Origin of the sequence: Microbispora sp. H10670 (assembly GCF_014161385.1) — a bacterium.
GTDB lineage: Bacteria > Actinomycetota > Actinomycetes > Streptosporangiales > Streptosporangiaceae > Microbispora > Microbispora triticiradicis.
In genome coordinates this window covers 168,867-181,556 of record NZ_JABBWW010000010.1, presented here as the reverse complement: position 1 = coordinate 181,556, position 12,690 = coordinate 168,867, and the positions used below count along the sequence as shown (strand labels likewise).

Annotated in this window: 9 protein-coding genes; 5 read left to right on the top strand and 4 right to left on the bottom strand. The window is 69.6% G+C overall.

Going from position 1 to position 12,690, the window contains the following annotated elements:
* Positions 1-78: 78 nt before the first annotated feature.
* Positions 79-477, bottom strand: a complete 399-nt coding sequence (locus HHX33_RS16845) for a MerR family transcriptional regulator (RefSeq protein ID WP_117408441.1) — start codon at positions 475-477, stop codon at positions 79-81.
* Positions 478-643: 166 nt separating this feature from the next.
* On the opposite strand from HHX33_RS16845, the gene HHX33_RS16840 reads away from it, so the two are divergent.
* The 4 genes from HHX33_RS16840 (at position 644) to HHX33_RS16825 (ending at position 5,674) form a co-directional block, all read left to right on the top strand.
* Positions 644-2,329, top strand: a complete 1,686-nt coding sequence (locus HHX33_RS16840) for a pentapeptide repeat-containing protein (RefSeq protein WP_259402548.1) — start codon at positions 644-646, stop codon at positions 2,327-2,329.
* A 45-nt stretch (positions 2,330-2,374) separates the two neighbouring features.
* A complete protein-coding gene (locus HHX33_RS16835; protein ID WP_117408494.1) occupies positions 2,375-3,286 on the top strand; it encodes an aldo/keto reductase in 912 nt (303 codons plus the stop codon).
* A 106-nt stretch (positions 3,287-3,392) separates the two neighbouring features.
* Positions 3,393-4,334 (top strand): RNA polymerase subunit sigma-70, encoded by a 942-nt coding sequence (locus HHX33_RS16830; RefSeq protein ID WP_182875416.1) that lies wholly within the window; start codon positions 3,393-3,395, stop codon positions 4,332-4,334.
* Positions 4,335-4,432: 98 nt separating this feature from the next.
* Positions 4,433-5,674: an MFS transporter gene (locus HHX33_RS16825; RefSeq protein WP_182875415.1), complete on the top strand. Its 1,242-nt coding sequence runs from the start codon at positions 4,433-4,435 to the stop codon at positions 5,672-5,674.
* 87 nt (positions 5,675-5,761) lie between these two features.
* Here HHX33_RS16825 and HHX33_RS37235 read toward each other — a convergent pair whose 3' ends face one another.
* Positions 5,762-8,452 (bottom strand): ricin-type beta-trefoil lectin domain protein, encoded by a 2,691-nt coding sequence (locus tag HHX33_RS37235; RefSeq protein WP_182875414.1) that lies wholly within the window; start codon positions 8,450-8,452, stop codon positions 5,762-5,764.
* 1,223 nt (positions 8,453-9,675) lie between these two features.
* Positions 9,676-10,320, bottom strand: a complete 645-nt coding sequence (locus HHX33_RS16815) for a TetR family transcriptional regulator (protein ID WP_182875413.1) — start codon at positions 10,318-10,320, stop codon at positions 9,676-9,678.
* Positions 10,321-10,390: 70 nt separating this feature from the next.
* On the opposite strand from HHX33_RS16815, the gene HHX33_RS16810 reads away from it, so the two are divergent.
* Positions 10,391-11,671: a GH1 family beta-glucosidase gene (locus tag HHX33_RS16810; RefSeq protein WP_182875412.1), complete on the top strand. Its 1,281-nt coding sequence runs from the start codon at positions 10,391-10,393 to the stop codon at positions 11,669-11,671.
* Here HHX33_RS16810 and HHX33_RS16805 read toward each other — a convergent pair.
* Entirely contained in the window at positions 11,653-12,549 is an 897-nt protein-coding gene (locus tag HHX33_RS16805) for a coiled-coil domain-containing protein (protein WP_182875411.1), read from the bottom strand. The two genes, HHX33_RS16810 and HHX33_RS16805, sit on opposite strands and share 19 nt — an antisense overlap.
* Between the last annotated feature and the right edge of the window lie 141 nt (positions 12,550-12,690).

Here is a 12,690-nt window from a genome sequence, read left to right as displayed (position 1 = left end):
CCGCCACGAGCGGGCCGGGCACGAGCGGGCGCAGTCCAGCATGGCCGGTCACGCACCTGGACCGGCCCGGTCCGGCCCTCAGGAGGCCTGCTCGCAGTCGGGGAGCATGGCGCGCATGGTGAGCACGTCCTTGTAGTACTGCATCTTCCGCTGCACCCCGCCCTGCTTCTGACGCAGGTCGGCGATCTGGGCCTCGACCTTCCGGTCGTGCTCCTCCAGCAGCGCGATGCGGTCGGCGATGGTGTGCTCGCCCTGCCGTACGAGCGCGGCGAAGCGCAGCATCTCGGCGATCGGCATGCCGGTGTCCCGGAGGCAGCGGACCATGCCGAGCCAGCTCACATCCTCCTCGGTGAAGCGCCGCTGGCCCGACGCGTTCCGGCCGATCGGCTCCAGCAGCCCGATCCGTTCGTAGTAACGAAGGGTGTCGAGGCTGAAACCGGTCTCCTCGACGACCTGTCCAGGTGTGTACACGGCCACGCCATTGATCCTGTCACAGCGGATGCCGTACCGCCGCGAGCGGTTGTGTCTGTAGGCGGTTCGCAAGCGGATCGCAAACAGTTCCCCATATAACGGGTGCTGTTCAACGCCTTTCCCGGGACCCTCTGCGAAAGGCGGCGCTTCCGAAGGAGACAGTGAGACAGAGATGCCCGGCCTTCCCCGCCTACTCGCCGGCATGGCACTCGCCGCCGCCGTCGTCCTGCCGGTGGTCCTCGTCTCGCCGGCCTCCGCCGCGCCGCTCCCGTGCCGTCCCGGCAGTGGCCCGAAACTGGCCGGGCGGGATCTCACCCGGGCCGCCCTGCCCGCCGACCTGTCCTGCGCCGACCTGCGCGGCGCCACGCTGGACGGGCTGTACGTACGCGTCCCGCTCGCCGGGGCCGACCTGCGCGGAGCGTCGCTCAAGGGGACGCATCTCGGGAACGCCCAGATGGCCGGGGTCAGGCTGGGCAAGGCCGACCTGTCCGAGGCCGAGCTCTACTACGCGGACCTGCGGGGCGCGGACCTGCGCGGGGCGACGATGGACGACTCCTCGCCGTACGGCGCGCACCTGGAGGGAGCCGACCTGAGCGGGGCCACGCTGACGCGGGCCAAGGCGTACTCCGCCCAGTTCGACGACGCGAAGCTGGTCGGCACCGACCTCACCGACGCCGACGTCTACGGGGCCGACCTGCGCCGGGCCGACCTCACCCGGGTGAAGGCCCCGAAGGCCCGGCTCTACGGCGCCACCCTGATCAAGGCCGTGTTGCGGCGGGCCGACCTCCGGGACGCGCAGCTGTACGGGTCGGTGATGGACGGCGCCGACTTCCGGGACGCCGACCTCGGCGGGGCCGACCTGCGTGACGTACGGGGCGCCCGGCTGACCGGGAGCACGGGCGTGCCGAAGGACCTGCCCGCTCCCGGTGCGGCGTGCGAGCCGGGCGAGGGCCAGCACTACGCGGGGTGGGACCTGACCACGGTCACCGACTTCCCCGACGACCTGAGCTGCGCCGACCTCACCGGCGCCAAGCTGGACGGCCTCAACCTGAGCAGCGTCAAGCTCAACCGGGCCATCCTGCGGGACGTCTCGGCGGCCGGGACGACCTTCCGCTCCCTCAAGGGCGCGGACCTGACCGGCGCGCACCTGCGACGGGCCGTGCTCGGCAGCGCGGACCTCACCGGGGCGAACCTGACCCGGGCGGACCTCTCGGAGACCGAGATCAGCAGCGCCAACCTGACCGGGGCCACACTGACCGGCGCCGATCTTCGCGGGGCGCAGATGACCAGCGTCACGGCGGACCAGGCCGACTTCACCGCCGCGCGGATGGACCGGGCGCAGCTGGGCAGCGGCAGGCTCCGGGACGCGGTCTTCCGGAAGGCGACGCTGACCGACGCCGGCATGCAGTCGGCCGAGCTGCGGGGCGCGACCTTCCAGGACGCCGAGGTCACCGGCCTGGAGGTCGACTACGCGGAAGACGCCGACCTGTCCGGGTCGACCAGCAGGCTCGGCGCCGGCTGGTTCGTCTTCTTCGGCATCGTGGGCCTGGTCGTCTTCTGGATCGTCCTCGGGCTGGTCGTACGCGGAACCCGGCGGAGGAAGGCCGCCAGAAAGCAGGCCGAGGAAAGGACCGTCCAGTTCGCGGACGCCCGGAGCGTGCAGGAGGAGAACGTCACGCGGCTGGGAGAGGAGATCGACGGCGCGGCGGACAGAACCGGCGACATCGACTGGAACGCTGCCCTGGACGCCTACGACGCGGCGAAGGAAGCGCTGGCGACCGCCCACGACATGGACGACCTGAAGGACGTCGAGACGATCGTGGCGCGCGGCCGGAAGGCCCTCACCCACCGCCGGTGAAAGCGGCTTGCGCTGGAGTGCGCTCCAGGCGGCAGGGTGATCGGCATGAGAATCGCTCTGGGGACGATCCCCTTCGGGACAGCCGTGGACGAAGAGACCTCTTTCGCCATACTCGACCGCTTCGTCGAAGGCGGCGGAACGATCCTCGACACGGCCAACAACTACCCCTTCTGGCTGGACGGCGCGACCGGGGACGAGAGCGAGGCCACCATCGGCCGGTGGCTCGCCTCCCGCCGCGACCGGGACGCGGTGGTGATCAGCACCAAGTGCGGCGCCCGCCCGTCCGTGCCCGGCGCCCGTACGCTCGACGCCGCCGAGGGCCTGTCCGCCGGTGTCGTGCGGGCCGCGATCGAGGGCAGCCTGCGGCGCCTCGGCACCGATCACGTGGACGTGTACTGGGCCCACATCGACGACAGGACGACGCCGCTGGAGGAGACCGTCGCCGCCTTCGACGAGGTGGTGCGCGCCGGCAAGGCCAGGGAGATCGGCGCGAGCAACCACGCCACCTGGCGGCTGGAGCGGGCCCGCGCACTGGCGGCCGCGCGCGGCGGCACCCGGTACGGCCACGTGCAGCTCCGTCACTCCTACCTCCGTCCCCGCCCCGGCGTACGGCTGCCCGAGGGCGGCCACACCCTCGTCACCGAGGAGCTGCTCGACTACGTGCGCTCCGAGGGCGACCTGAAGCTGTGGGTCTACTCCTCGCTGCTGGCGGGCGCGTACACGGCCAAGCCGCTGCCCGAGCACTACGACCACCCGGGCACCACCAGGCGGCTGGCCGTGCTCGACGAGGTCGCGGGCGAGATCGGCGCGACGCGCAACCAGGTCGTGCTCGCCTGGCTGCGGGCGCAGGACATCCTCCCGATCGTCGGGGTCAGCTCGGTCGCCCAGCTGGAGGAGGTCATGGCCGACGTGAAGCTCGACGACGACCTGCTCTCCCGCCTCGACGCCCCCGTCTGACCCCCGCCGGCCCCGGCGCGGGACCTCTCCCGCCGGGGCCGCTCAGCCCGATCCGGCACCGGGCCGGCCATGCCGGCCCGGGTGATGAGTTGTCGCGCCCGCACCCGTGCCGGCGTTCTCGGGGCTGGCGGAGCGGCACCGGCGGGAGCTGCACGTGCACTGCTACCGGATGCTCGGGTCGTTCGAGGACGCCGAGGACACCGTGCAGGAGACGTTCCTCCGTGCCTGGCGGCGGCGGGAGACCTTCGAGGGGCGGTCGACGTTCCGGGCCTGGCTGTACCGGATCGCCACCAACGCCTGCCTGGACCTCCTCGCCAGGTGCCGCCCGGAGCCCGCGACCGGCGGCGAGGTGCTGTGGCTGCAGCCGTACCCGGACCGGCTGCTCGACGAACTGCCCGCGGGCGACGCGGACGAGCCGGAGGCCGTCGCCGTCGCGCGGGAGACGATCGAGCTGGCGTACGTGGTCGCGGTCCAGCACCTCGCGCCGCGCCCGCGGGCCGTGCTGATCCTGCGGGACGTGCTCGGCTGGCCGGCGAAGGACGTCGCGGAGCTCCTCGGCGCCTCGGTCAACTCCGTGAACAGCGCGCTGCAACGGGCCCGCGCCGGCATGCGGGAGCATCTGCCCTCCGAACGGCAGGACTGGACCGGCGGCGAGGAGGACGCCGGGACGCGCGAGCCGGTGCGCCGCTACACCGAGGCCAGCGTGGCCACGGACGTCGACGGGCTCGCCGCCCTGCTGCGGGACGACGTCCGCTGCTCGATGCCGCCCACGCCGGGCCTGTGCGCCGGCCGCGACGCGGTGGTGAAGGACTGGGTCGAGAGCGGCTTCGAGAGCATGAAGCACCTGCGCGCCGTCCCCACCTCCGTGAACCGGCAGCCCGCCGTCGCCTTCTACCAGTGGCGGAAGCGGGAGGGCGCGTACCTGCCGCTGACGATCGACGTCCTGCGCGTCACCGGCGGGGCGATCACCGAGATCGTCACGTTCCACGACGACCGGTTCCCGCGGCTCGGGCTGCCGGAGCGCCTGCCGGCGGACGGCACGGAGTAGTCCCGGCGCCGGACCGGCTGACGGCCGTCGGTTGGCTCCCGGTCCCGGACGGGTGTTGGATCGACCTCTGTTCGCTTGGGGAGAGGCGGGGGCGGCCGATGGCGCGGGGGCTGGGACGGGACTTCGCGTGGCTGTGGGGGGCCTACGCGGTGAGCTCGCTGGGGACATGGCTGGCGCTGGACGCGTTTCCGCTGATCGCCATCCTGGCCCTGCACGCCGGCGCCGCACAGGTGTCCCTGATCGCGGCGGCCGGCGGAGCCGCCGGCGCCCTGCTGGCCGTGCCGCTCGGCCCGTGGATGGAGTTCCGGAGGAAGCGGCGGCTCATGATCCGGGCCGACCTGGTCCGCTTCCTGACGCTGCTGACCGTGCCGGTCGCGTACGCCGCAGGCGCGTTGACGTACGCGCACCTGCTCGTCGTGGCCGTGGTCGTCGCCCTGGCCGACATCGTCTTCGTGGGGGCCGGCGGGGCCCACCTCAAGGCCCTCGTGCCCAAGAGCCACCTGATGGAGGCGAACGGCCGGTTCGAGATGGTCATGTGGACGTCCACCGCTGTCGGCCCGCCGGCCGGAGGCGCGCTCATCGGGATGCTCGGCCCTGTCGTCACGGTCGCCCTGAACGCGGCCAGCTATCTGCTGTCCGCGCTGGGCATCCGCGCGATCACGGCTCCCGAGCCGGACCCACCTGTCCGCCGTACGGGCGCCTCGCGCCGGGCGGAGATCGCCGAGGGGTGGCGGACGATCGTCGCGGACCGCGGGCTGCGCGTCCTGTTCGCGAACACGGTGCTCGTCTCCGCGCTCATCATGGCGACGGCTCCGCCGCTGACCTTCCTGATGCTGCACGATCTCGGCCTGACGCCGCTGCAGTACGGGCTCGCCTTCGGCGTTCCCTGCCTGGGGGGCATCCTGGGCTCGCGGATCTCCCGCCCGCTCGTCCGCCGGTTCGGGCAGCGGGCGATGCTGCTGACGTTCGGCGTCGCGCGGGTGCCCTGGCTCGTCGGGCTCCCGTTCACGGGGCAGGGCCCGGCCGGCCTCGCGCTGATCATGCTGGTCGAGTTCGGCCTGATCACCTGCATGGGCGTCTTCAACCCCGTCTTCGCCACCTACCGTCTCGAACGGGTGGAGGACGGCAGGGTGGCGCGGGTCCTGACCGCCTGGACCATCACCTCGCGGACGACGACCGCCACGCTCACGGCCGTGTGGGGCGTCCTGGCCGGCCTCGCCGGCGCCCGCGCCGCGATCGCGATCGGCGTGGTGCTGCTCGTCGCGACGGCCGCGATACTCCCGTGGCGTACCCCGTCCCGCGACGCCGCGCCCGCCCTCGTCGCCGCGTCTGCCGACTGACGCCTGCCGGACGACCTCGATCTGTGGAGCTGTGCGGGCCGCGGGCGGTGCGTGTACGACCGCCCGCGGCCCGGTCAGGACCTCACGTCAGCTGCGCAGGGTCCACTTCTGGTTGTTTCCGCCGTTGCAGGCCCAGAGGATGAGCTTCGTGCCGTTGGCGGTGCCCGCCGCGTTGGCGTCCAGGCACAGCCCGGACTGCACGCCGGTGATCGTGCCGTTGGAGTTGACGTTCCACTGCTGGTTGGTCTGTCCGTTGCAGTCCCAGATGATCGCCTGGGTGCCGTTCGAGGTGCCCTGGCCGTAGGCGTCCAGGCACTTGTTGCCGAGCACCTGCAGCTGCTTGCCCGAGGTGTACGTCCACCGCTGGTTGGTGCCGCTCCCGCAGTCCCACAGCTGCACCTGGGTGCCGTTGGTGGTGCTGGAGTTCGGCACATCGACGCACCGGCCGGACTGGCCGCCCACGATCTGGACGCCCTGCTGCGGGTTGCTACCGCCGTTCCCCTGCCTGACGAGCGACTTCGACTCGGCCGATCGATTGCCCTGGGCGTCGACGACGTAGAGCCGATACTCACCGTTCGACGCCGGAACGGCGATGGAGGTCGCGGTTCCGCTCGCCGTGGTCATCGTGTTTCCGGCGGTGAAGTTGGTCGTCCCCGAGGGAGCCAGCCAGACCGTCTTGCTCGCGTCGCCGGCGCTCCGGATCGGAATCGACGTCACACCGGCGGCGACGAACGTGCTGGCGGGCAGGACGTAGTCCGGCAGGGAGAGATTGCTCTGCGGGACGATGTTCCGGTACGCGTCCTCGAGTCCGGAGTTCACGGCGATGCCGTAGGCCTGCGACGGCCAGACATAGTCGGAGTACACGAGGATGTCCTGGACCGTGCTGTTCGGCAGGTTCTTGTTGGAGACCTTGTTGATGGGGCCGTAGGTCTGCGTGATGCTCAGGTCGTGCTTACGCCCGAAGTCGTCGGAGTTGATGAGCCACGTGACGTTCTTGTCCACGCTCAGGACGTTGTCGCGGAAGGTGATGTTTCCCGATCCCTCATCCGGGTGGAGTCCGTACTTGTGACCGGAGGGGACGCCCTGCAGATAGTTGTTGGTGATCGTGGTGCCCGGCTGGTTGCCCAGCGTGTAGATGGGCGCCGTGTCGCTCAGCCGCTGCACCGTGTCGATGAAGTGGTTGTAGCTGATGGTGTTGTTCCTCGCCGTGGTGGTCGGCCGGTTGGGCGCGATCGAGCCTGACGATCCGTCGAAGTTCCACCACCCCCAGCCGAGCGTGATACCGGACCACGGGGTCTTCTCGATGCGGTTGTGCTGGATGGACAGGGTGTCGGCGAAGTACGCCGAGATGGGGCTGTGCCCGTTGAACAACACGGCGCTGTCGTAGATGTAGTTGTTCTTGATCTCGATGTTCTTGGGGGCGCCCTCGACCTGAACGGGATACTTCTCGCGGTTCGACGAGGTGTAGTCCCCGATGTAGACATGCTGGGGGTGGCCCACGTCGATGGCGGATCCGGCGATGTCGTTGGTGTAGTTGCCGATCAACTGGGTGTTCACCACGTCGTTGGCCAGGGTGATTCCGTCGACGCCGGTGTGCTGAATCCGGTTGTTCTGCAGGACGAGCCCGTCGGCGTTCTCGATCTGGATCATGCCGGGCGCCAGGTCGACGTTGCGGTAGTAATAGGCGTGGAAGTTCTGCTTGGCGTACACCTGTGCGCCGAGATTGCCCTGCTGGGCCTGCTTGAACACCGAGCCGGCCACGTTGAACAGGTTCCAGTCGGAGTGCTGGACCGTGAGGCCGGAGAACGTGATGTTCTTGGCGCGGTTGCTCGTGGAGGTGCCGGCGACCTTGATAAGGGTGGACACGTTGTTCGGCGCCCAGACCGCGGCGGTCGTCATGTCCTCCGAGCTCGCCTTGTAGTAGTACAAGGTCCGGCTCGTCTTGTCGAAGAAGAACTCGCCCGGCGCGTCCAGGAACTCGTAGGCGTTCATCACCTTGTGGCTGCCGCCGACCTGGGCGTTGCCGTTGAAGGCACCCTGGGCGATGGCCGCTCCCGGCTGCTGGAACAGAGCTATGCGGTTCGAGCCCTCGGTGGTGACCTGCCGGACGCCCACGATGGCAGTGGTCCAGGTCGTCGACGTCTCTATCTCGATGTCGTCCTGGTTGGCGGCGACAGCGGGGAAGTCACTGAGGCTGTACTTCGCCCCCGCGCACTGCGAACCCGATTCCCACGCCCAGGACGCCTGCCCCGCCGTGATGTTGTAGGTCCCGTAGCATCCGGCCGAATTCATCGTCTTCGAGGCCATGTACGCCCGCTTGTCGTTGACATAGAGCGCACGGAGCTTGTTGCTGCGATTCAGCGGGGCTTTCCAGATGTTGCCGCTGTGCTGCGTCCATCCGGTTACCTGAACGCCTCCGCTGAGGATCGGCGTCTCGTTCTGGTACGCGGCGTAGATGACCCGGTAACCATTCGTGCCGGAGTCGGCCGGCGTGAAGTCGATTGTGCTGCCGACCGGATAGTTGCCCCCGCGGAGATACACGTAGATGTCGCCTGACATGCTGGCGTTCACCGTGCGGACGACGTCCCTCGCGCGCTGCAGGGTTTTGAACGGCGACGCTATCGTTCCGGGGTTCGCGTCGTTTCCGTCGGGAGCGACGTAGTAGGTTGCCTGGGTCGCTGCCGAGGCCGGGCCTGCGAAGGTCGGCAGCAACACGGCGGCGACGAACACCGCAAGCGCTGCTAACGCCTTCCCAGTGGTGGACAGGGCTGACTTCACGCTCTGTTCCCTTCGCTGGTTCCGAGCATATTTTCGCCGCGCGATCGACCCGCCACAGGAGAACTCATCGGGGGTGTGCCACTGCGCGGGTGTGGCGCCTGTCTTGTGGTCGAGGACTTCGATCGGAGGGCCGTGCGTCTTTCCTGGCCGAGGAGCCGGCCGTCCTCACGACATGCGCGGCCATAACACGCCCTAAGAATCCGTGGCAGACATAGCGTTACCGACTGTGACGCCGTAACGTATGACGTATGCCGTCTGATGTCGATGGGTAATGTGGCATTTTGAGGGGTGTCTCGCAAGAGTCGACGGAGCGTGGGAAGGCGCGCCTTCGCCCACCCCGGCGCCACGAGGCCGAGTGACCTTTCGCGACATGGTGGACTTCCCGCGCGTCGCGGCTGGGCGCCGCCGGTCATGCGAGCGGCGCGTCCTGGCAGCTCGTGGGCACGATCTACCAGGTCAGGGGCAGGCGTATCCGGTGACGCGCCGGTTGCCGACGGCCCGGCGCGTTCCGCCATACGGTGCCAACGGCACCCCGGATCCCTGCCGGATCAGCCCGCATTCCGGGACAGGCCGAGGCAGCGAACCACCCACATCACCAGTGGTGGATCACGTGCACTGGTGAAACTTTCAGCGGCGATGTGATCACATTCGCCGGCCCGCTCAGCCTCCCCCGATCACAGAGCGGAGGCGCCGGCCGACCCACACCGCCGAGGTACCGCCACCCCGCCTCACCTGCCGTGCGCCCTGTACGGCGGGCGGCCCCTGGCCCGAAGGACTTGACAGGGAGTCAAAGTTGAATACTATTAGTGATGCGTAGCCCACTCGGGGTTACGAAGTGAAGCCGGGTTAACCTCCGCAGGTGGTGGCCCGGCTTTCGCGTGTTCAGAGGTCATGCAGGCTCACAGCCCACGTACGAAAGCGCATCCCCCAAGCCGAAAGTTCCGGGGTCCTCGCCTCGCGCCAGCGCCCTCGCCGTACTGCTCACCACCACGTCCGCCACCCACAGGAGCGGCTCCTTCGCGACCGCGGCATGCCCGTATACGAAACGTGGCGGCCGGCCTGCCAGACCGCCCAGGACCCGGCGGTCGTGTCTGTCCTGATTCGCCTCACGCTCCGCAAGCACGATGGAGCGAACCTGAGGCGACAGTTCTTGCACCAGCCAGGTGAGGGCTCTGGCACGTGCCGCCTCTTTGCGCTTTGGCCGATCGACGCTGGACAGGCGCCTAGTGAAGGTGGTCGGAGAGGTAGCGGCGGACGAGGCGTTTGCATTCGGCGATGAGGTCGGGGTCGCCGTCCGGGTGGGCGCGGAAGGCCAGTTTGAGCACGGCGTCGGCGGCCTCGACGGCGACCACGAAGGCGCGGGACAGGCCGTCGCCCGGCACGACGCCGAGCACCTCCACCATCATCGAGCGCAGCCGGTCGGCCACGACCACGTTGTTCTCCAGGGCCTCGTCGAGCATCCGCTGGGTGCCGGGCAGGGCCGGGCCGCCGGGGGCGGCCAGCACCTCGCCGAAGTCCACCACCCCGAAGCCGGGCATGGTGCGCTTCATCCGGACGAACTCGTCGATGCCGAGGTCGACCGCGCCGGCCCAGTCGGACAGCCGCGCGTCGGACAGCAGGGTCGCCATCCGGTCCAGGTAGGCCTCCAGGTTCCGCAGCGCGAGCGCGCGGACCAGGCTCTGCTTGTCCGTGAAGAACTGGTAGAAGGTGCCGATCGGCACCTCGGCCCGGCGGGCGACCTCCTTGGTCGTCAGCGCCTCGTACCCCACCTCGTCGAGCAGCCCGGCGCACTCGTCGAGCATGCGCTCCACGCGCTCCTGGCTGCGGCGCTGGGCGGGCCGCCGGCGCAACGTTCCCCCTGTGGTCATGCCGCCATTGTCTCCCGCCCATCAGGCGGATACGTTAACGCGAGTAACGCTCATGATAACGGGAGACGGCATGTTCCTGTGGGGTACGGCCACCGCGTCCTACCAGATCGAAGGAGCCGTCGCGGAGGACGGCCGGGGGCCCTCCGTCTGGGACACCTTCTCCCACACCCCCCACAAGGTCCGCGACGGGCATACCGGCGACGTCGCCTGCGACCACTATCACCGGTACGCCGAGGACGTCGCCCTGATGGCCGGTCTGGGGGTGGACGCCTACCGGTTCTCGATCGCCTGGCCGCGGGTGCTGCCGACCGGCCGGGGCCGGGTCAACCAGGCCGGGCTCGACTTCTACGACCGCCTCGTGGACGCGCTCCACGAGAAGGGGATCACCCCGGTCCCGACGCTCTTCCACTGGGACCTGCCGCAGGCCCTGGAGGACGAGGGCGGCTGGCTCGACCGCGACACGTCGCGGTATTTCGCCGACTACGCCGCCGTCGTGGCCGACCGGCTCGCCGACCGGGTCTCCATGTGGATCACACTGAACGAGCCGTTCGTCCACATGGTGTACGGATACGCCCTCGGCATGCACGCCCCCGGCAGGGCGCTCATGCTCGGCGCGCTGCCGGCGGCCCACCACCAGCTGCTCGGCCACGGCCTGGCCACGCAGGCGCTGCGGGCGGCCGGAGCGCGCCACGTGCTGATCACGAACAACTGCACGCCCGTCTGGCCGGCCTCCGGCTCCGAGCAGGACCTCGCCGCCGCCGAGACGTACGACGTCCTGCACAACCGGCTGTTCAACGACCCGGTCCTCACCGGCGCCTACCCCGACCTGTCGGCGTACGGCGTGGAACTGCCCGTGAAAGCGGGCGACCTGGAGACGATCGCCCAGCCGCTCGACGGCCTGGGCGTCAACTACTACATGCCGACGCGGATTTCCGGCCCCGGCGGGGGCGACCTGCCGTTCGAGTTCGAGCCGATCTCCGGTCATCCCGTGACCGCCTTCGGCTGGCCCGTCGTCCCCGGCGGCCTCCGCGAGCTGCTCGGCTCCCTCACCGCCCGGTACGGCGACGCGCTCCCGCCCGTCTACGTCACCGAGAACGGCTGTTCGTACGACGGCCTGGACGACCAGGAGCGGATCGCCTACCTCGACGGCCACATCCGGGCGATGCGGGAGGCGGACGCGGACGTGCGCGGCTACTTCGTCTGGTCGCTGCTGGACAACTTCGAGTGGGCCGAGGGCTACCACCAGCGGTTCGGCCTGGTCCACGTCGACTTCGAGACCCTCAGGCGCACCCCGAAGGCGTCCTACCACTGGTTCGCGGACTTCCTGAAGGCTCAGAGCACCGACACGTGAACGTGGTCGTAGTGGTTGGCGGTGATCCCCCCGCGGTCGGACATCATCCGCCACCCGGCCCCGGTCCGCATGTCGTAGAAGCGCTGCTGCCAGATGATGTACATGATCCCGTACTGGCTCGCGTGCTGGATGCACCACTGGGCGAGGGCGTCGCCCCGCTCCTTGGCCACCGCGTCGGGCATGCGGCCGCCGCTGCTCATCATGAAGTCGCAGGCGCGGCCCTTGCCGTGTTCGCCCGGGTCCCCCGGCCGCAGGCAGCCGACGCTGAAGGGCATCGGGAACTGCGACATGATCGCGTTGCGTACCGTGATCATGCGCTGGGTCAGGCCGCTGCCGGCGTCGGGGGCCTGAAAGCCGTACTTGGCCATCAGGGTCTCGATCTCGCGCCGCTTCGCCTTCAGCTCCTTGATGTGGCGCTGCAGCTTGTCGATCTCGGCGTCGGCGTCGCGGCTCGCCTTCCGCTGCTTGGCGATCAACGCCCTGATGCCGTTCAGCCGCTCCGACTTCGCGTCGCCCAGATAGGCCAGCGTCGACAGCGAGCTCAGGTCGCCCGACACCGAGAAGAGCTGTGAGGCGTCCATGCCGCCGCTCATGTAGGAGGTCTGGGCGAACTGGGTGACCGCCCGCTGGGCCGCGCGCAGGTCCACCTTCAGCTTCCCGACCTTTGCGGACGCCTTCTTGGCGGCCAGTTCCGCGTCCTCCAGGCTGAGGATCTCACCGCGGTACTCCTTCTGCAGCGCGGCGGCCTCCTTCGTCAGCCTGCGCAGTTTGGCCTGCTGGCCGGGCTCGGCCGAGGCGGTGAACGCGCCTGAGACAGCGGGTGCGGCGAGGAGCACGGTGGTGACCACCGCCAGTCTGGCCCAGCGTCCCGACCGCACGTCGACCTCCACTCGGATTCGGTCCGAAACTATAGGAGACGATCTTTATGTCTGCTAGCGGAACAGGAGAAACTGTTGGGTTGAAAGCGAGCAATCGTCGGGTTCCGCGTTCTGTGATCGATTCGAGACTTACGCGTCGCC

What these genes read in the sequence shown, in the direction of transcription:
- HHX33_RS16840 (WP_259402548.1), top strand. Translation starts at nt 644, where the DNA reads ATGCCCGGCCTTCCCCGCCTACTCGCCGGCATGGCACTCGCCGCCGCC.
- HHX33_RS16835 (WP_117408494.1), top strand. Translation starts at nt 2,375, where the DNA reads ATGAGAATCGCTCTGGGGACGATCCCCTTCGGGACAGCCGTGGACGAA.
- HHX33_RS16825 (WP_182875415.1), top strand. Translation starts at nt 4,433, where the DNA reads ATGGCGCGGGGGCTGGGACGGGACTTCGCGTGGCTGTGGGGGGCCTAC.
- HHX33_RS16815 (WP_182875413.1), bottom strand. Translation starts at nt 10,320, where the DNA reads ATGACCACAGGGGGAACGTTGCGCCGGCGGCCCGCCCAGCGCCGCAGC.
- HHX33_RS16810 (WP_182875412.1), top strand. Translation starts at nt 10,391, where the DNA reads ATGTTCCTGTGGGGTACGGCCACCGCGTCCTACCAGATCGAAGGAGCC.